Source organism: Ensifer sp. Root1252 (assembly GCF_001425885.1).
GTDB lineage: Bacteria > Pseudomonadota > Alphaproteobacteria > Rhizobiales > Rhizobiaceae > Ensifer > Ensifer canadensis.
Genome location: NZ_LMDT01000004.1, coordinates 41499 through 59726, shown reverse-complemented (window position 1 = coordinate 59726; position 18228 = coordinate 41499). Strand labels below are relative to the sequence as shown.

Below are 18228 nucleotides of genomic sequence, written 5' to 3'. Positions count from 1 at the left end.
TTCTCCGGTTCTAATAGCGGATGCGTTGGGGGAAAGGCCGGGGCGGGTTTGCGCCCCGGCCGTCCTTCATCAGGCGTTGAGGAATTCGTCCCACTTCTGGATCAGGTGGTCGTATTCGTCCGGCCACTGGTGCCAGTAGGCGACGTTCTTGGCGCGTTCTTCGAGCGAGCCGCCGTCGCGCAGGTCGCCTTCCTTGATGCCGCGCTCCTCGGCGCCGACCCAGGGTTTGCCCTCGTACCAGAAGGCATATTTCTCCGGCGCCATGACGTTCTTGATGTTGGTCGACGGCGAGTAGTAGCCCTGCTCGGAGACGGTGATGCCCGGCTCGCCCGAAAGCCAATAGTCGGCATAGGCAATGACCGCCTCCTTGTTGGCAGTGCCAGCAATCATCGCCGGACCAATCGCCCAACCGCGATAGCCTTCCTTCGGCACGGCGTAGCGGCAGGGCTTGCCCTGCGCCTTGACCGCCATGACCGCCGGCTGCCAGGCGTCGCAGACGACCATTTCGCCCGACGCCATGAGGTTGACGAGTTCACCGAAATCGCCCCAGAGCGCGCGGAACTGGCCTTCCTTCTTCTTGGAAATCAGGAAGGCGGCAGCCTCGTCGATTTCGGCTGCGGTCGCATTGCCCGGGTTCTTGACGTCGGAAAGGCCGAGCGAGTTCATCGCCATCATCGCCTGGCCGATCGCGATCAGCGGGTCGGTGTTGATGCCGGACTTGCCCTTCCACTTCGGATCGAAGATCGCGGTCCAGCTGTTGGCTTCCTCGGCCGAGAGCACATCGGGATTGTAGCCGATGGAATCGTAGTTATAGACGGCGGGCACCATGTTCAGCGCCGTCTGGCTTTCGTCTGTCCAGATCTGGCCGATGATCTGCGCGCTACGGTCCCACTTGTCACTGGCGGTCGTGAAGGTATCCCGGATGTTGGCCCAATTCTTCAGCGCCGAGGCCGGGATGGGCTCGACATTGTTGGTCATGACGATCGACGGCAGGCGCTCGGCGATGATCTCCCAGCAATCATAGTCCTTGGAGCCGGAGAGGATCTTCGTCTGAGCGTCCGGGAAAGTTGCTGCCGTTCCGGACGTGCCGCCGACGCCGGCAGCAGCCTTGAACTGCTCGAGGATGCGCTCCTGAACGGTGACCGAAAGGCCGATGGTGCGCAGCTGCTGGCCTGCGAGGTCGGCGGCCTGCGCAAAGGCAGCGCGCGACGACAGGAACGGCGTGCCGCCGCCCATCGCCAGCGCCATCATCCCGGCGGATCGTTTGAGGAGGGAGCGGCGATTGATTTCCATATTTGGCATTGTCTCTTCTCCAGTTGTTGTTGTTCCCCGGAGCCCGTTTGCCACGCGCCCCATGTTCATTCGCCGCATCGCGCAGCGTTTCAGTAACGCCCCACCAGGAGGCCCCCATCCACAACCAGCACCTGACCGGTCATGTATCTCGCGCTGTTGGATGCCAGGAACGCGATCACGTCGGCGATATCCTCAGGCGTTCCGAGCCTTTTCATCGGGATGAAGGCGGCAGCGGCTTCCGCGCCGTCAGGACCGAGCGAGTTTTCCTCCGAAAGCAGCTGGGCTGTGCGGATGTAGCCAGGCGCAACGCCGTTGACGCGAACCCCGTCGCCGGCAAGCTCAACGGCAAGCCCACGCACTAGACCGACGACGCCGGACTTGGCGGCGGAGTAATGCACGTGCTCGTCCCAGCCATAGGCAACGCCCATGATCGAGGAGAGCGCGACGATGCTGCCCTCGCCGCGCTGGCGCATGCCGGGTGCGACGGCACGCGCCAGTCGGAAGATGCCCTTGAGGTCGATGTCGAAGGTCAGATCCCACTTGTCGTCGGTCAGCCTGGCAAGCGGGGTGCGATGGGCAATGCCGGCATTGGCGACGACGACATCGATGCGACCGTGGCGTTTTTCCAGATCAGTGACCAGCGCGTCGGTCGCCGACGTCGAGCGGACGTCGTAGTAGGCGAACTCGGCGGAGCCGCCGGCATGCCGGATGGCGTCGACCGTGGCCGATGCCTCACGCTCGAGAATATCGGTCACGACGACATGGTCGCCTTTGGCGGCAAAAGCTCTGGCGGTCGCCTGGCCAATGCCGATGCCGGCACCGGTGACGATGACAATGCGGGACGTCTTGGGAGGATTTGGCATTTTCATCTTTCCTGTCAGAGCATCACGTCGCCGGAGTTCGGTCCGAGCGTCTGGCCGACGAACAGGCTCGCCGACGGCGAGGCCAGAAACGCGACCGTCGCGGCGATTTCGTCCGGCTCGCCGAAACGCCCGAGCGGCAGCTGCGCCTTCTTGGCCGCGCGCCAATCCTCGGACAGCCCCATGACCAGCGGCGTATTGATGGGGCCGGGCGCGACCGCATTCACCCGCACGCCGCGGCTCGAAACCTCGCGCGCCAGCGCCTTGGTCATGCCGATGATCGCGGCCTTGGCCGACGAGTAATGCACGAGTTCGACGCCACCGATCTGGCCGAGCTGCGAGGCCATGTTGACGATCACACCCTCGCCGCGGGCAAGCATGGCCGGCAGCACCGCCTTGGTCATCAGGAAGGTGCCGCGCACATGCACCGCAAACATCCGGTCGAAATCGGCGACCTCGAGATTCTCGAACAGCGCCTGATGGGCGATGCCGGCATTGTTGACGAGCAGCGCCACGGGGCCGTGGAATTGCGCTGCCTTCTCGGCCGTCGCGGCGGCGTCGGCTTCGCTTGATACGTCGCCTGATATCGCGAGCGCCACTCCGCCGGCAGCAGCGATCTCGTCCGCAACCGCTTCGCAGCGCTCCGGCGAGAGATCATTGACGACGACGGCATAACCGTCGGCCGCCAACCGCAGCGCGATGGCGCGACCGATGCCGGAACCGGCACCGGTGACGATTGCCGAACCAAGAGCAGAGCTGGCCATCACGCCTCCTCCTGGATCGCCATACGCTTGGCGCGGCGCACCGAAAGCATCATCAGCGCCGCATAGGTGCCGAGCAGCGCGAAGGAGAACAGCGTCGTCAACACGCCGAAGGCAAAGACGTTCGGATGCACTTCGACGGAGAAGGTGCCGTAAATTGCCAGCGGCAGCGTCAAGTCGCGGCCGGAAGCGAAGAGCGTGCGCGAGAACTCGTCATAGGAGAGCGTGAAGGCAAAGAGCATGGCGGAGAGCACGCCGGGGAAGATCAGCGGGAACGTCACCTTGCGGAAGGTGCGCGCCGGCGTGACGCCGAGCGACCAGGACGCCTCCTCCATGCTCGGATCGAACCGGTTGAAGATTGCCAACATCACCAGGAATGCGAAGGGGAAGGTGTAGACCACGTGCAGCACGAAGGCCGTGCTCCACCAGTGACGGTCGACGCCGAGCGTATTGGCGACGAGCGCCATGCCGAGGCCGACAAGCACGCCCGGCACCATCATGCCGAGAACGATCAGGTAGAAGACCACGCCCGAGCCGCGGAACTTGCGGCGGAAGGCCTGGGCCGCCGAGACACCCAGCACCGTCGAGACGATCATGGTCATCACCGCAAGCCCCAATGAGCGGACCAGCGCCTGCTCGATCGGCAACGGTGCGATGCGCGACGGCGGCGTCAGGCCGAAGAGGTGCTTGTACCAATAGGTCGACCATTCGATGATCGGAAACTGCGGCCCGCCTTCCGGCCCCGTCTGGAAGGACAGGATGGCAAGCACGACGAGTGGGCCATAGAGGAAGACGAGGAAGAGCGCTGTGTAGGCGCCAAGGCTGAGTTTCATGCCGCTGGCATTCATGATCAGAGCTCCTTCCTGAGATCGACGACCCTGAGCAGCGCGGCCACGACCGCGCCCATCAGGATGGTAAGCACGACCCCGGCGACCGCCGCGAAGGCCCATTTCAGCGAACCGACCTGGGTGACGATGATGTTTCCGAGCAGGTTGACCTTGCGGCCGGAGAGGGCGGCCGAGGTTGCGAATTCACCGAGAACCATGACGGAGACGAAGATCGCCCCGACGACCACGCCCGGCATCGACAGCGGCAGGATGATCGTGCGGAAGATCCGCCAGAAGCCGGCACCGAGATCCTGCGCGGCCTCGATGATCGAGGTGTCGATACGGCCGAGCATGAAGGCGATCGGACCGACCATGAAGACGCAGTAGATCTGGGTCATGCCGATGATCACCGACAGTTCGGAAAACAGCAGCACCTCGATCGGCGCGTCGGTGATGCCGAGGTTCATCAGGATCATGTTGATCGCGCCCTCCTTGCCGAGCATCGGCCGCCAGGCGAGAACGCGGATCAGGAACGAGGTCCAGAAGGGGATGACGCACAGCACCAGAAGCACCGTCTGCAGCGCCTTGTTCTTGACGAACAGCCCGACGAAAAGGGCTGCGGGATAACCGACCAGCACGGTGGCAACGAGCACGATCAGCCAGATGCGCACCGTCGTCCACAGCGCCCCAAGATAGGTGTCGCTGGTGAAGAAGGTAATCCAGCTTTTCAGCGTCAGCGTCGGTTCGATCGTGAAGGTCGTCTGCGTCCAGAAGGAGACGTAGACCATCATCAGCATGGGCAGGACGAGGAACAGGGTCATCCAGATGACACCGGGTGCCAGCAGCCAAAGCGCTTTTCCCGGTGGTTTCTTCTCGGCGACGGTCTCTGTTTCCGTCTGCTCCGCAACGGCCATCATGCTCATCTCTCATTCTCCGGGCAGGAACGGTGCGGCGCGCAGGCGCCGGGTTTTTCCAAAAGGATTTCAGACGTAGACAAGGGCGTCCTCCCGCTTCCACACGAGCGCGTAGCGGCCCTTTTCGGCATAGGTCTCGGGCGCTGCATGGCTGAGATGGCTTTCGACCTCGAAAACCCGGCCGTCATCGAGCGCGAAGAAGGAATTGACCGCCGCGCCGGAATATTCGCTGGCGACGAAATTGGCCTCAATGCGGATCTCGTCCTCAGTGATGGCTGCCTCGGGCGGCCGGACCGAAACACGATCGTAGCGGATCGCATAGGCCGGCGACGTCGCCCGCGTCGGCGCCGCTGCCCCAAGCGCAAACCGGCCGACGCCGCCGACGAAGGCGCCGCCTTCGATCCGCCCGGGAAAGAGATTGTAGCAGTTGAGAAAGCGGGCAACCGCCGGAGAGGCGGGCCTGTTGTAGACGGTGTCTGAATCCGCCGACTGGGCGATGCGGCCGCTTTCCAGCACCAGCACCGTGTCGCCCATGGCCAAGGCCTCGGCCTCGCTGCCGGTCACATGCAGGAAGGTGACGCCGCAGCGCTCGCGGATAGCCCTCAACTCCGCCCGCATCCTGGCGCGCAGATTGGCGTCGAGCGCGCCGAGCGGCTCGTCGAGAAGCACCATGCGCGGCTCGGTGACCAGCGTGCGCGCCAAGGCGACGCGCTGGCGCTGGCCGCCGGAGATCTGGGTGACGGCCCTGCCTTCCAGACCGGAAAGGCCGACGAGGCTGATAATGTCGCGCACCCTGGCTTCGACGACGCGCCGGTCGGTGACCGGCTCGTCCTCCCTGTTTTCCAGGCCGAAGGCGATGTTCTGCGCGACGGAGAGATGCGGGAAGAGCGCGAAGTTCTGGAAGACGAAGCCGATGCCGCGCTTGTGCGGCGCCACGGTGTCGATGCGCTTGCCGTCAAACAGGATGGCGCCGCCATCCGGATGTTCAAAACCAGCAATGACCCTCAGGAGCGTCGTCTTGCCGGAGCCGCTCGGCCCCAGAAGCGAGATATAGGCGTCGCCGGGCAAGGCAAGATCGATGCCGTTGAGCGCGCGCATGTCGCCGTAGGTTTTGGTGATGTTCTTGAGCTGAAGGACCGTCGACATTGGTTTCCTGCCAGTTTGCCGTCCGGACGTTCTCCACCCAAAGCTTCGCCGTCGCCGGAGCCGACGAGGCATCCGAACGGACATGCGATCGCGTTCGCGCATGGTCACATGCGCGTCGGGGATGAAGGTCCTTTGCGGTTCAAAAAATAAGTTCCACCTGCACGCTTCTTCTGAGCGCTTGCATGTCACGAACAATGACATGAATGATTTTTGTATGCAATAGACTTTTATTCGTCATTTAGACCGGAATGAAATACGGCTTCGCTCCGCTGGCAGCCATCCAGGCTAGAATACGCATCAAGCCGCCCTAAACACCCTGCAATCCCGAAGGTAGAACGATTCCACCCTTCCGTGTGGGCGCTACCGGATTGCGCCTGACTCACCGAAAATCCATTCACCGGCAGCCGGCATCCACCCCATCAACACCAGATGCCGCAAACAAATGCACATTTAATTTGCCAACGTGTATGCAAAATGCATTTATTTTCAGCTGTCACATTCCCCGGCAAGTGGCGTAAAGAAAGAGGACGAAATTGCCAGCCAAACGGAAGACGCCCGACCGCATGAGCGAGCCACGCCTCGGCCAGAATACCCAGCGCCGCTACGAAATTGCCGAGGACGTTCTGCGTAGCAACATCGCCGAAGGCATCCTGCCGCCCGGCCTCGTTCTTCTCGAAGGGCCGATTGCCGAGATCCTGCAGATATCGCGTGCGCCGGTTCAGCGTGCGCTCTTGCAACTGGAAAGCGACGGGCTCGTCCACCGCTTCAAGGGGCGCGGCTATCTCGTCGGCCCACCCGGCCGCGCGATCGAACCCAACCGCACCGACATCAAATCGCTCGGGCTCACCATCCCGCAACACGCCGACGAGGCGCTGCAAAGCCGCTCGTCCTGGGAGCGCATCTACACCGAGATCGAGAACGACGTCGCCGGCTGCGTCATCTTCGGCCAGTATCGCATCATCGAAAACGAACTCGCCAACCACTTCAGCGTCAGCCGTACCGTGGTGCGCGATGTGCTCACGCGGCTGCGCGAGCGCGGGCTGGTGCGCAAGAACCAGAGTTCGCACTGGATTGCCGGCCCGCTGACGGCACAGACCGTCAAGGACCATTTCATGCTGCGCCGTCTGCTCGAACCGCAGGCGCTTGCGCTCGGCGCCGGCCATATCGATCGCAACCGACTTGCAGCCCTCTTCGCTCGACTGTCGGAACTCGACGGCCCGCAAGCGGCAGACACCTGGCAGAGCCTCGAGGACATCCGCACCCAGTTTACCGAATGCTGCGTGCTGGCGATGCCGAACGAACGGCTGCGTGAACTGATCCGCAACAACCTGCTTCCCGTCACCGCGACCGAACGGCTGCTGCGGCAACTGGGCCTTCCCGGCGATCCCGCGGTGATCGCCGAAATCCGGCTGATCGTGGAACTCATGACGCGCGGCGCGACCGCGGCCGCAGCCGCGATGCTGGAAAACCATATCGACGCCTCGATGAACCGCACGATCGCGCAGATGAAGATCGTCGCAATCATTCCGGGCCCGAGCGTCACCGCCGCCTATCTGACACGCGTGGTCGAATAGCCGCTCGCAATTGCGACCCGAGACATTGAGCGCGGCTGCCGATCTCTTGCTTCGATGCCCGCGCTCCATCTTTCCCTCCGTTTTCCCTGAACCGTCAGCTCAGCGACGCGCGCAGCGCTTCCAGCCGCGCGGTTTCCTCAGCCCGAGCCGCCAATGCCTCATCCATCGTCACCTCCACGAACCTGGTCGGTGTATGCGGCTGCATCTGGCCGATCAGGTCCATATCGGCGGAGATCACGGTTCCGAGCATGAAATAGCCGCCGCCGGAAACCGCATCGCGATGCAGGATGATCGGCTCGGTTCCGCCGGGGACCTGGATCGAGCCATAGGGATAACAACTGTCGACGATGTTGGACGGGTCGGAACCGGCACCAAACGGCTGTTCGCGCTCGACGAAGGAGAGCTTGCGGCCGCCGCGGAAGCGGTACCCCATGCGGTCGGCTTCCGGCGCCACCTTCCATTCGTCGGCAAAGAAGCTCTGTTTCGCCTCGTCGGAAAGACGATCCCAGTAGAGACCGGGCAGGACACGCAGGGCGACGGGTGCGGCCGGCAGCCGCCGCAACTGCGCGCCGACCGAGCGACCCTTACCGGAGCCATTGCCGGCACCAACCGGCAGTTCGTCACCCGGTGCCAGCGGCCGGCCGTTGTAGCCGCCGAGCGCGCCGATCGGGTAGGTCGAGCGACTGCCAAGCGCCAGCGGCACATTGATGCCGCCGGCAATCGCGATATAGATACGGGCGCCGGACTTGAGAAAATCGAACGTCAGCGTCTGGCCGGCGCGAACGGGGAAAGCCGTCCACCCGGGTTGCTCGACCCCGTCGACCTTTGCCGGCATGTCGGCTCCGGTCACCGCAACCAGCGTGTCTTCGGTAAATTCGAGCTTCGGGCCGAGGAACACCGCTTCCAGGCCGGCAGCCCCCTCGTCGTTTCCGACCAGCAGGTTGGCGGCCCGCATCGCATAGCGATCCATCGCTCCACCGAGTGGAATGCCGAGATGGAAGTAACCGGGACGGCCAAGGTCCTGGACGGTGGTCGCAAGACCGTGATGCAGAACCTTAATGGCCATTGATCATGCCCTCCAGCCGGGTGTTGTAGCCAGTGATATCCTTCTGGAATTCACGCAGGTCGAAGCTGACCTCACGGACCGGCGGACTGAAACGCCCCTTGTCGACATCCTCGACCGCCTGATCATAGGCATCGCGGTCGATCGGCTTGAACTTGACGATGTCGCCCGGCCGGAAGAACACCATGAAATCGCGGAGATAGCTGGTGGTCTGCGTCGGGTCGAAGATCGGCATCGGCGTGATGCCGAACATCTGGTAGCCGCCCGCACCGCGCACCGAATAGATGCAGCCGAAGCAGCCACCATGGCCGACGGTCAGCCGCGGCGTGTCGGTGCGCGGGCGCAGATATTTCGGCACCTGGATCTGCCGCTGCCGCTCGACCATCTGGTACATGAACGGCAGGCCGGCAACGAAGCCGACCATCGACACGAACCAGGGCGAGCCGGAATGGGCGGCGACGAAATCGTCGACGTCACCGTAGCCGTTGATCCGCGTGGCATAGTCGAGGTCAGTTCCTGACGGTTCCTGGTGGCGCTCGCGAAAGCGCATCAGCGTCTCGTGCGTCCAGGGGTCGTTGTAGAAGACCGGGATTTCGACGATACGGGTGCGGATGACGGGTTCGGCCCGCTCGGCCGCGCCCTCGATCGCCCGCACTTCCCTCAGCACGTCATCGGGCTTGATCTGATCCGGGTCGAATTTAATCTGGAAGGACGCATTGGCCGGGCAGATCTCGGTGATCCCCTTGACGCAGCTCTCCTTGACACCGTTGGCCATAGAGAGGCTCTTGAAGAAGGCTTCCAACGACATCTCGTCGCTGCATTCGACGAACAGGTGCTCGTCGCCTCCGAACGTGTATCGTGTCGGCATCACGCGACCTCCGCGGCACAGCCGCCATCGGCGGCAAATTCAGTTTCAAGCCATGTCTCGAGAAAGCGCGTATGGAAGGCGCCCTTGGCGATCTGCGCGTCGGCAGCCAATGCCCGATGCAACGGGATCGTGGTCGGCACGCCCTCGATCGTGAGCTGCGCCAGCGCCTGCGAAAGGCGGGCGAGGCACGCCGCTCGGTTCTCGCCCCAGACTATCAGCTTGCCGAGCAATGAATCGTAGAACGGCGGGATGACGTAGCCTTCGTAGAGCATGGTGTCGAAACGGATGCCTTCCCCCTCAGGTACGTCGAGCCTTTCGATCCTGCCTGGCGCCGGCATGAAACCGCGCCTCGGATCCTCGGCATTGATCCGGCATTCGATGGCGTGGCCCTTGACGGCAATGTCGGCCTGACGGACCGAGAGCGAAGCGCCGGCAGCGATGCGGAACATCTCCTCGACCAGATCGATGCCGGTGATCATCTCGGTCACCGGGTGCTCCACCTGGATGCGGGTGTTGACCTCGATGAAGTAGAACTCGCGGGTCTCGTCGTCGTAGAGATATTCCACCGTTCCGGCCCCGCGGTAGCCGACGGAGCGCGCCAACGCGACGGCGCTGTCGCAGAGTTTCTGCCTGACCTCGGGCGGAAGCAGGAAGGACGGAGCCTCCTCCCAGACCTTTTGCCGGCGGCGCTGCAGCGAGCATTCGCGCTCGAAGCAATGCACGACGTTGTTGCCGTCGCCAAGGATCTGGACCTCGACATGGCGGGCGCGGGTGATCACCTTTTCCAGATAGAGCCCGCCGTCGCCGAAGGAGGCCAGCGCCTCGGCCGATGCCTGGGGAAACTGTGTCTCCAGCTCGACCGCATTGTTGACGATGCGGATGCCACGACCACCGCCGCCGGCTGCCGCCTTGATCATCACGGGAAAGCCGGTGCGCTCGGTCACTTGATGTGCATCGGCAAGGCTCGAGATACGGCCGTCGCTGCCGGGAACGGTCGGCACACCGGCCTTCTCGGCAACGGCACGGGCGGCGACCTTGTCACCCAGAAGGCGGATCGCATCGCCTGATGGCCCGATGAAGATCAGGCCGGCGGCAACCACGGCGTCGGCGAAGTCGCCGTTCTCCGACAGGAAGCCATAGCCGGGATGAACCGCATCGACATTGGCGCGTTTGGCCGCCGCAATCACGGCCGCGATGTCGAGATAGGATTTCTTCGGCGCCGGCGGTCCGATCTCGATCGCCTCGTCGGCAAGCTTGACGGCCAGCATGTCGGCATCGGCGGCGCTATAAATCTGAACCGTGCGGATACCGAGCGCCTTGGCGGCGCGGATGATGCGGACGGCGATTTCTCCGCGATTGGCGATAAGGACCGAGCGGAGTTTCATTGTTCGACCTCGGCGATCACCTGGCCTGCCATCACAGGTTCTTCGTTGTCGACGAGAAAGCGGATGCTGCCGCCCGCGACACCGGCCTGGATCTCCTGAAAGGTCTTCATGACTTCGATCAGGCCGATGGCATCGCTGGAAGAAACATCGTCGCCATCAGATTTGAAGGGCGGGACATCCGGAGCAGACGAGCGATAGAAGGTTCCTGGAAGGGGCGATCGGATTTCGTGCTTGCTCATGGTTGCCTCCGCTATGTTATCTGGTTTTGACCTGAGAGACGGGAGCGATGCGAATGCCCTCGGCACTCAGCCCCTCCCGCATGAGGCGCACGATATCGAGCGCGCCGAGCGTATCGGAATGAAAACAAATGGATTCGAACGGAACCGCGATATCGGCGCCCGTGACCGTGCGCACCCGCCCTTCCCGACAGGCGCGAACGACCTTGCGGGCGATCGCCGCGGCATCGGGCCGGCCGGCATCGCGGGTAAAGACGATCGAGCCGCTTTCGTCATAGTCGCGGTCGGCATAGAACTCGCGAATGACTGGCTGGCCGACTTCCTGAGCTGCAAGCTCCGTCGCCGATCCGGCCATGCAGAAGACAAAAGCATTGGGCGCGACCGTGCGCATGTATTGCATGAAGATCTGGGAGAGTTCGCGGTTGACGGCCATCTCCATGTAGAGCGCTCCGTGCGGCTTTACATGCTGCAGAGGGGCACCGTGCCGGCGGGCGAATTCGCGGATCGCGCCGACCTGGTAGACCATGTCGTTGACGAGCTCGCGGGCAGTGCCTGCTATCTTGCGGCGGCCGAAACCCTGCAGGTCGCGATAGCCGGGATGGGCGCCGATGCCGACGCCATGTTCGGCGGCGAGCCGGACCGTTTCATCCATCAGATTGGGATCGCCTCCATGGAAGCCGGCAGCGATATTGGCGGAGCTGATCAGCGGCATCAGAGCCGCATCGTCGGTATCGCCGATGCGCCAGCGGCCGAATGCTTCTCCCATATCGCAATTGATATCGACGACGTCGAGCAATGCCTCATCCCTCTGTTGCAGGTCGCTCTCCTGGAGATTGCTCTCCCGGCAACCCTGACCTCCAGGGAACGCTAGGGTGAAACAGAGCATTTGAAAAATTCTATTTTCACATGCCGAGTATCTGAATTTCAGAATTCGCAGTTGCAAAAAACGCCTGCGAAAATTAGCGTGTTTAGAGCGGCTTACGGTGAAATGCCTGAGGGATGACCAGACGACTGCTCAAAGACGTGGCAGACTTTCTGATTTTCTGAGCCGCTGTATAAAATAATCAGATGGGAGATGGGCTTTGTCGATCAGTCTTCGCCAGCTTCGCTATTTCGTCGCGACGGCAGAACTTGGTCAGATATCCCAGGCGGCGGTCGATCTCTCGATCTCCCAGTCCGCGGTGACCACGGCGATCAAGGAGCTGGAGCGCATCGTCGGCACCAACCTGTTCCTGCGCACGCCAAGCGGCATGGACTTGACGATGGCGGGGCGGCAGTTTCTCTCCCATGCCTACGAGATCCTGAAGAAGGTGGACGAAGCGACCCATCTGAACATCGTCAGCAGCGCCGTCGAGGGTACACTCGCGATTGCCGCCACCTATACCGTCATCGGCTACTTCCTGCCGCAACATATCGAGCGGCTGCGACGGCTGTTTCCGAAACTCGAGCTGCAACTGTTCGAGCTCAAGCGGGAATCGATCGAAGAGGGTCTGCTCACCAACCGCTACGACATGGCGGTTCTTCTGACCTCCAACATCCTCAACCCGGCGCTGACGACCGAAAAGCTGATGAGCTCGACGCGACGGCTCTGGGTTCCGGCCCAGCATCCGCTACTGCAACGCGACAGCGTCGGTTTTCGCGAGATCGCCGAGGAGCCCTACATCATGCTGACGGTCGACGAGGCCGCGCATTCGTCGCTGAAATACTGGAGCACGTCGACCTACCAGCCGCGTGTCATCCTCAGGACCTCGTCGGTGGAGGCTGTGCGCTCGCTGGTCGCCAATGGCCAGGGCGTTGCCATACTCTCCGACATGGTCCATCGCCCCTGGTCGCTCGAGGGCCGGCGCATCGAGACGATCAACGTGCGCGATCCTGTGCCGGCCATGGACGTCGGCCTTGCCTGGCGGCGGGGAGCGGAATTTACGCCGCCGATGCAGGCGCTGCGGTCCTATTTCCAGCAGACGTTTCACATTCCGGGCGTGCGCGACGCGTCGTTTACCACGGCCTGATGCGGAAACATCCTCGGCTGGCGATCAGTTAGCGACCGCCAGCTCCAACGCCCGGCGATGCGCAGCCGCGGCCGCCCGCTTCACCAGATCGGCCAGACTTGGCTCAGCCGTCAGGACCTCGAGCGCGGCGGCGGTCGTGCCGTTCGGGCTGGTCACCTGTTGGCGCAGCTCCGCCGGCGAAAATGCGCTGGTGCTGGCAAGAATAGCGGCGCCACCCACCGTCTGTTTCGCCAGGGCAAGAGCGGTTCCTGCCGGCAGGCCGACGGCAATTCCCGCGTCGGTCAGACACTCGATGAAATGGAAGAGATAGGCCGGCCCGGAACCGGATATCGCCGTTGCCGCATCGACAAGCCGTTCCTCCGCCAGCCAGTGAACACTGCCGACGGCCGCCAGAAGATCGGTGACAAAACCCGTCTGATTGTCGTCGATGTGAGTGCTGCCAAAGGCTGCAATCACCCCCATGCCGATCGAGGCCGGCATATTGGGCATGGCGCGCACGATCGCGGCGTTGCCCAGGGTATTCTCGAAGGTCGAGATCGGCACGCCGGCGGCGATGCTTACAAACACCGCCGTGTCCCTGAACCGGCGGTAGGCGCCAAGCATCGAGCCGACGACCTGCGGCTTGACGGCGATTATGACGGCGCGCGGCCGCAAGGCAGCCGGCAAGCCGGCCGCATCATCATAAACCGTTGCGCCACGCGCGGCGGCGCGGTGGCGAAGAGATTCCGCAGGCTCGACCACATGAATTTGGGCTGCAGGAATACCGGCCCGATCAAGCCAGCCTTCGAGCAAGGCAAAACCCATGTTGCCGCAGCCGACCAACACGATTTCCTCTGACTGTTCCATCTCGTCGCCTCTCTTCATTCGCCGTGTTCGCCCTAGGACACCTCGGTCCTACTGTCGTGCCAGCCGATCCCAGCAATTGTCGAGACCGGCGGGCAGTCGGTGTTTCATGATGCGCTGGCTCGGCGTGCGCTCGAATTCGTCGACGACGGCAATGTAGCGCGGGTTCTGGTAGGGCGCGAGCCGATGGGCCAGCCATCCTGACAGATCGATCGGATCGATGGCGCTGCCGGGCTTCGGCTTGACGAAGAGCTTGATGTCCTGCTCGCCGACATCGGCGGCAACGCCGATCATGGCGCAATCCTCGACCGCTGGGTAGGCGGCGGCAACATGCTCGACCTCCCAGGCGGAGACGTTTTCGCCCTTGCATCGCACACTGTCGGTGAGCCGACCGTGGAACCAGAGATTGCCGTCGACATCGAAGGAGCCGGAATCGCCAGTATGAAGCGCACCGTTGCGAAGGGTCTTTTCCGTCGCTTCCGGATTGCGCAGATATCCCTTGAACAGTGCGCCCTCAAGCGAGGTGCGCACGACGATCTCGCCCTTGTCGCCTGCCGGCACCGGCTCGCCCTTTTCGTTGAGAATAGCGACCGAGAACCAGGGCATCGGCTGCCCGACGGCGCCGACGACGCCGGTGGCGTTGCAGGTGGTGATGCTGGAGGCCTCCGTCATGCCGTAGCATTCGCGCATTTCGACACCGAAGCGTTCCTTGAACTGCGGCCAGACCTCCTTCGGGCAGCCGCCGCCCCAGGCGATGCGCACCGGATGCTTGCGGTCATCTTCGCTTTCCGGCTGCTTCAGCAGGATCTGCAGAATGCCGCCGAGATAGTGGATATGGGTGGCACCATAGGTGCGCACCTGATCCCAGAAGCGGCTGGCGCTGAACTTGTCGACCATGGCGAGCGACAGGTCCTCGATGATCGGTAGCACGATCAATTGGGCGCCACCGATATGATAGAGCGGCTCCCAGACGAAGAAGACGTCGCCCGGCCCTGCCACCGAAAGCGTGCGCACCGCCTCGCCCGCAAGCCGGATCATGCCGTGGGTCACCAGCACGCCCTTCGGCCGGCCGGTGGTGCCGGAGGTATACATGATCGCAAACAGATCATCTGCGGCCGGCGGCTCTTCGCTGAATGCCGCACCCGAAGCCAGAATTGCTTCCAGCGACGCCGGGCCAGCCTGTTCGCCTGCAAGGATTATCCCGGCAGCGGGCACAGCAGCACCGCTTTCAGCGATGGTTTCGGCAAGCTCGACATCGCAGATGACAGCGCCCGGTTCGCAATGTTCGAGGATATAGCGCAGGCCCTCACCGCGAAGCTGGGCGTTGACCGGGACCCAGACGACGCCGGCCTTGGCAAGGCCGAAGAGCACGGCCAGCGACAGGCGCGAATTGCGCATCATCACCGCGGCGCGGTCACCGGATTTCAGGCCGCGTTGGCGCAGCTCGGCGGCAAGTGCTGCCGACATCGTATCGAGGGCGGCAAAGGTGATCGGCTCGCCATTGAAACGGGCGAACACCTGTTCCGGTTTGCGGGCAGCCTTGGTCGTGAAGCTTCCGAGGAAGCCTTCGAGAGATACGGTCATGGGAGGATCTCGGATGGGGTGTCAGGAGGAGCGGCGGAGTTTTTCCGCCGCCAGGAGAAGTGTTGTCACGACGATGAAGACGACGACCGAAACCGCCGCGAGCGTCGGGTTGAGCTGCAGGATCATGTCATCCCACATCTGCTTCGGCAGGGTCGTCTTGACGCCGCCGCTGACGAAGATCGCCACGGTCAGCTCGTCGAACGAGGTGATGAAGGCAAAGAGGAACGCTGCCGTCAGGCCGCTCTTGATCAGCGGCACGGTCACGAACCGCAGGGCCTGAACCCGATTTGCCCCAAGGGTTGCCGCAGCCTGGTCGAGCCGCCAGTCGTAGCTCTTCAGCACAGCGGCAATGGCGACGAAGGCAAAGGGCAGCGCCAGCACCGTGTGACCGATCACCAGGCCAAGGTCGGTGGCAACAAGTCCCATCTGGGCAAAGAGGTAGAACAGGCCGACGGCAATGACGATACGCGGCACGATCATCGGCGCCAGGAAGAAGGCGAAGATGATGCCGCGCCAGCGCGAACGCGAACGGGCAAGCGCCAGCGCCGCAAAGCCACCGATCACCGTTGCAACGATGGCGGTCGCGAAGGCGACGCCGAACGAGCGGATGGTGGCCGCGACCCAGAGGTCGGAGGTGAAATAGGTCCGGAACCATTCCAGGCCATATCCCGGCGGCGGGAACTCGAGGAACTGCGAACTGGTAAAGGCGATCGGCAGGACGACGAGCGTCGGCAGCATCAGGAAGGCGAACAGCAAGACGCTGTAGATGCCGAGCATGCGGCTTGAAACCGCCGCTCCCAACAGCCGGTGGCTGCCGGACGCAATGGCGCTGCTGATGCTCGCCACCCGATCGAGGATCGCCAGGCCAAGGGCGCGCAGGAAACCGGTTTTGCCGGTCTTGCCGTCGGACGGCTCGCCCGAAAGGCTGGAGAGCCCGAACACCCGATCGTAAACCCAGCACGTCACCAGTGCCGCCAGCAGCATCATCGCGGCAAGAGCCCCGGCGAAGGCCCAGTTCAGGATTTCCTGAACCTGGACGATGATCAATTGAGCGAGCATCGTCTGCTGACGCCCACCAAGCAGGGCCGGAACAATGAAGAAGCCGAGCGAGGAGATGAAGGTCAGCAGGCCGGCAGCCGCCGCACCCGGAAGCGAAAGCGGGAAATAGACGAGCCAGAAGCCCTTCGCAGGCGTCGCGCCCAACGTTGCCGATGCTTGCGTCAGCCGGCGGTCGATGCCGGTCATGACAGGCAGCATGGTGAGGATGGCGAGCGGCACCATGGCATGAACCATGCCGATCATAACGCCGAGTTCATTGTGCAACAGCTCCAGCGGCTGGCTGAGCACACCTGATCCCAGGCCGATCTGGTTGATGATCCCGGTGCGTCCCAGCACGATGACCCAGGCAAAGCTCTTGACGAGGTAGCTCGTCCAGAACGGCACCATCACGAGCAGGATCATCGTGCCGCGCGTCCGATCCGGCAAGCGCGACAACCAGTAGGCCAGGGGATAGCCGAGAAGCAGAGAGAAGAGCGTCGTCAGTCCGGCGATGCGGAAGGTGATCAACAGAACGCGGAAATAGACGTCGGTCTCGAAGATCCTCGCATAGTGGCTGGCGGTCATCGCGCCGGTGTCGGCGTCCTCGAGACTGAGGCCCATCAGCCGGGCGACGGGGACGAGGAAGAAAATCAGAAGGAAGGCAAGGCCGGGCGCTGCCAGCCAAAGCGGCCCAAAGCGGAAGCGGTTGGAGCGCACAGAGCGCGGAGTGGAGACAGCCGCCGCGGTCATGGCGTCACCAACACGGCGGCTTCCGGCGCCCAGTTCAGCGTGATGTTGTCGCCTATACCAGGCAACGGCTTACCGGGAAGGACACGAACCGTGACCAGCTCACCGACAGAGATGTCGACGAGCAGTCGGGTTTCAGAGCCGGCATAGACGACCTCTGCGACGCGACCACTGATCTCGTTTGCGCCGGTCGAGCCGAGTTCGAGATGCTCCGGCCGCACCACCAGCGCCATCTCGGCATTGTTGGAAAGGCCGGTGCCATCGATCCGGAAGCGTCCACTCGGGGTCGAAAGGTGCGCGACACCGCCCGAGCCAAGCTCGACGCGGCCGCGGAAGATGTTGGAGATGCCAATGAAATCGGCGGCAAAGGCGGTGCGTGGCCGGGCGTAGATTTCCTGCGGCGGACCGATCTGCTCGACCATGGCATGATTCATCAGGCAGATGCGGTCGGAGAGCGCCAGTGCCTCCTCCTGGTCATGCGTCACATAGATGATCGTGGCGCCGGTCTGCCGGTGCAGCCGCTTGATCTCGAACTGCATATGCTCGCGAAGCTTCTTGTCGAGCGCGCCCAGCGGCTCGTCCATCAGGATGATCGACGGCTGGTAGACGAAGCAGCGGGCAAGCGCCACGCGCTGCTGCTGCCCGCCGGAAAGTTCGCGCGGGAACCGCCCGGCCAGATGGCCGAGCTGAACCATGTCGAGTGCGCCTTTGACCTGCCTGTCGATCTCGGCAGTGCTCTTGCCGCGCATCTTCAAGGGAAAGCCTATATTCTCGGCGACCGTCAGATGCGGAAACAGGGCGTAGTGCTGGAAAACGAGGCCGATGTCGCGCTTGTGTACCGGCGTTTCCGTCTCATTGCTGCCGTCGATGAACAGGCGGCCCTCCGTTGGCAGGACCAGCCCGCTGATCATCTGCAGCAAGGTGGTCTTGCCGGAGCCCGAAGGCCCGAGAAGCGTCAGGAACTCGCCGGTCTGGACCGCGACGTGCGTGGGCTTGAGAGCAACGGTGGCGCCGTAGCTCTTGGCCAATCCGTCGACGAGAAGTTTTGGGCGAGTGGCTTGTTCGGGCTTCGCGAGCATC

Annotated in this window: 17 protein-coding genes; 2 read left to right on the top strand and 15 right to left on the bottom strand. The window is 63.2% G+C overall.

Going from position 1 to position 18228, the window contains the following annotated elements; genetic code table 11:
- Positions 1 to 69: 69 nt before the first annotated feature.
- From ASD02_RS06715 to ASD02_RS06690, 6 genes are all read right to left on the bottom strand, one after another.
- Positions 70 to 1302, bottom strand: coding sequence for an extracellular solute-binding protein (locus tag ASD02_RS06715; protein ID WP_057205857.1), 1233 nt, complete (start codon positions 1300 to 1302; stop codon positions 70 to 72).
- Between the two features lie 80 nt (positions 1303 to 1382).
- Complete coding sequence (locus tag ASD02_RS06710) at positions 1383 to 2156, bottom strand: SDR family NAD(P)-dependent oxidoreductase (RefSeq protein WP_057205855.1); 774 nt, start codon at positions 2154 to 2156, stop codon at positions 1383 to 1385.
- A 14-nt stretch (positions 2157 to 2170) separates the two neighbouring features.
- Positions 2171 to 2917, bottom strand: a complete 747-nt coding sequence (locus tag ASD02_RS06705; protein ID WP_057220391.1) for a glucose 1-dehydrogenase — start codon at positions 2915 to 2917, stop codon at positions 2171 to 2173.
- Positions 2917 to 3762 (bottom strand): ABC transporter permease, encoded by an 846-nt coding sequence (locus tag ASD02_RS06700; protein ID WP_025429658.1) that lies wholly within the window; start codon positions 3760 to 3762, stop codon positions 2917 to 2919. The genes ASD02_RS06705 and ASD02_RS06700 overlap by 1 nt, the downstream gene beginning before the upstream one ends.
- Before the next feature lie 2 nt (positions 3763 to 3764).
- Positions 3765 to 4664: an ABC transporter permease gene (locus tag ASD02_RS06695; protein WP_025429657.1), complete on the bottom strand. Its 900-nt coding sequence runs from the start codon at positions 4662 to 4664 to the stop codon at positions 3765 to 3767.
- A 60-nt stretch (positions 4665 to 4724) separates the two neighbouring features.
- Positions 4725 to 5801, bottom strand: coding sequence for an ABC transporter ATP-binding protein (locus ASD02_RS06690; RefSeq protein ID WP_025429656.1), 1077 nt, complete (start codon positions 5799 to 5801; stop codon positions 4725 to 4727).
- A gap of 563 nt (positions 5802 to 6364) precedes the next feature.
- On the opposite strand from ASD02_RS06690, the gene ASD02_RS06685 reads away from it, so the two are divergent.
- Positions 6365 to 7375 carry a GntR family transcriptional regulator gene (locus ASD02_RS06685; protein ID WP_057212678.1) on the top strand — a complete coding sequence of 337 codons (1011 nt, stop codon included), beginning with the start codon at positions 6365 to 6367 and terminating at the stop codon, positions 7373 to 7375.
- A gap of 94 nt (positions 7376 to 7469) precedes the next feature.
- Here ASD02_RS06685 and ASD02_RS06680 read toward each other — a convergent pair whose 3' ends face one another.
- Genes ASD02_RS06680 through ASD02_RS06660 form a run of 5 tightly spaced genes read right to left on the bottom strand, consistent with a single transcriptional unit; the run spans position 7470 to position 11723 of the window.
- The gene (locus ASD02_RS06680) at positions 7470 to 8441 is read right to left on the bottom strand and encodes a biotin-dependent carboxyltransferase family protein (RefSeq protein ID WP_057212675.1); all 972 of its coding nucleotides are present in this window, start codon (positions 8439 to 8441) and stop codon (positions 7470 to 7472) included.
- On the bottom strand, positions 8431 to 9306 hold the full coding sequence (locus ASD02_RS06675) for a carboxyltransferase domain-containing protein (protein WP_057212673.1): 876 nt from the start codon (positions 9304 to 9306) through the stop codon (positions 8431 to 8433). Before ASD02_RS06675 ends, ASD02_RS06680 begins: the two co-directional genes overlap by 11 nt.
- A complete protein-coding gene (locus ASD02_RS06670) occupies positions 9306 to 10691 on the bottom strand; it encodes an acetyl-CoA carboxylase biotin carboxylase subunit (RefSeq protein ID WP_057220390.1) in 1386 nt (461 codons plus the stop codon). Before ASD02_RS06670 ends, ASD02_RS06675 begins: the two co-directional genes overlap by 1 nt.
- A complete protein-coding gene (locus ASD02_RS06665) occupies positions 10688 to 10930 on the bottom strand; it encodes an acetyl-CoA carboxylase (RefSeq protein WP_057205843.1) in 243 nt (80 codons plus the stop codon). The genes ASD02_RS06670 and ASD02_RS06665 overlap by 4 nt, the downstream gene beginning before the upstream one ends.
- A 16-nt stretch (positions 10931 to 10946) precedes the next feature.
- The gene (locus ASD02_RS06660; RefSeq protein ID WP_057212669.1) at positions 10947 to 11723 is read right to left on the bottom strand and encodes a 5-oxoprolinase subunit PxpA; all 777 of its coding nucleotides are present in this window, start codon (positions 11721 to 11723) and stop codon (positions 10947 to 10949) included.
- Positions 11724 to 12009: 286 nt separating this feature from the next.
- Here ASD02_RS06660 and ASD02_RS06655 point away from each other — a divergent pair, with 286 nt between their 5' ends.
- On the top strand, positions 12010 to 12936 hold the full coding sequence (locus ASD02_RS06655) for a LysR family transcriptional regulator (RefSeq protein ID WP_057212667.1): 927 nt from the start codon (positions 12010 to 12012) through the stop codon (positions 12934 to 12936).
- Between the two features lie 24 nt (positions 12937 to 12960).
- On the opposite strand, the gene proC is transcribed toward ASD02_RS06655, so the two are convergent.
- Genes proC through ASD02_RS06635 form a run of 4 tightly spaced genes read right to left on the bottom strand, consistent with a single transcriptional unit; the run spans position 12961 to position 18227 of the window.
- Positions 12961 to 13782 (bottom strand): pyrroline-5-carboxylate reductase, encoded by an 822-nt coding sequence (gene proC / locus ASD02_RS06650; protein WP_057212740.1) that lies wholly within the window; start codon positions 13780 to 13782, stop codon positions 12961 to 12963.
- 48 nt (positions 13783 to 13830) lie between these two features.
- Positions 13831 to 15363: an AMP-binding protein gene (locus ASD02_RS06645; protein WP_057212666.1), complete on the bottom strand. Its 1533-nt coding sequence runs from the start codon at positions 15361 to 15363 to the stop codon at positions 13831 to 13833.
- Between the two features lie 21 nt (positions 15364 to 15384).
- Entirely contained in the window at positions 15385 to 17151 is a 1767-nt protein-coding gene (locus ASD02_RS06640; protein WP_057212664.1) for an ABC transporter permease subunit, read from the bottom strand.
- Positions 17148 to 18227, bottom strand: a complete 1080-nt coding sequence (locus ASD02_RS06635; protein WP_025429645.1) for an ABC transporter ATP-binding protein — start codon at positions 18225 to 18227, stop codon at positions 17148 to 17150. Before ASD02_RS06635 ends, ASD02_RS06640 begins: the two co-directional genes overlap by 4 nt.
- Position 18228: the final 1 nt, after the last annotated feature.

Bases quoted from the DNA above. Each gene is read 5' to 3' on its own strand.
- ASD02_RS06715 (WP_057205857.1), bottom strand. From the start codon at position 1,302: ATGCCAAATATGGAAATCAATCGCCGCTCCCTCCTCAAACGATCCGCC.
- ASD02_RS06710 (WP_057205855.1), bottom strand. From the start codon at position 2,156: ATGCCAAATCCTCCCAAGACGTCCCGCATTGTCATCGTCACCGGTGCC.
- ASD02_RS06705 (WP_057220391.1), bottom strand. From the start codon at position 2,917: ATGGCCAGCTCTGCTCTTGGTTCGGCAATCGTCACCGGTGCCGGTTCC.
- ASD02_RS06700 (WP_025429658.1), bottom strand. From the start codon at position 3,762: ATGAATGCCAGCGGCATGAAACTCAGCCTTGGCGCCTACACAGCGCTC.
- ASD02_RS06695 (WP_025429657.1), bottom strand. From the start codon at position 4,664: ATGAGCATGATGGCCGTTGCGGAGCAGACGGAAACAGAGACCGTCGCC.
- ASD02_RS06690 (WP_025429656.1), bottom strand. From the start codon at position 5,801: ATGTCGACGGTCCTTCAGCTCAAGAACATCACCAAAACCTACGGCGAC.
- ASD02_RS06685 (WP_057212678.1), top strand. From the start codon at position 6,365: ATGAGCGAGCCACGCCTCGGCCAGAATACCCAGCGCCGCTACGAAATT.
- ASD02_RS06680 (WP_057212675.1), bottom strand. From the start codon at position 8,441: ATGGCCATTAAGGTTCTGCATCACGGTCTTGCGACCACCGTCCAGGAC.
- ASD02_RS06675 (WP_057212673.1), bottom strand. From the start codon at position 9,306: ATGCCGACACGATACACGTTCGGAGGCGACGAGCACCTGTTCGTCGAA.
- ASD02_RS06670 (WP_057220390.1), bottom strand. From the start codon at position 10,691: ATGAAACTCCGCTCGGTCCTTATCGCCAATCGCGGAGAAATCGCCGTC.
- ASD02_RS06665 (WP_057205843.1), bottom strand. From the start codon at position 10,930: ATGAGCAAGCACGAAATCCGATCGCCCCTTCCAGGAACCTTCTATCGC.
- proC (WP_057212740.1), bottom strand. From the start codon at position 13,782: ATGGAACAGTCAGAGGAAATCGTGTTGGTCGGCTGCGGCAACATGGGT.
- ASD02_RS06645 (WP_057212666.1), bottom strand. From the start codon at position 15,363: ATGACCGTATCTCTCGAAGGCTTCCTCGGAAGCTTCACGACCAAGGCT.
- ASD02_RS06640 (WP_057212664.1), bottom strand. From the start codon at position 17,151: ATGACCGCGGCGGCTGTCTCCACTCCGCGCTCTGTGCGCTCCAACCGC.
- ASD02_RS06635 (WP_025429645.1), bottom strand. From the start codon at position 18,227: ATGCTCGCGAAGCCCGAACAAGCCACTCGCCCAAAACTTCTCGTCGAC.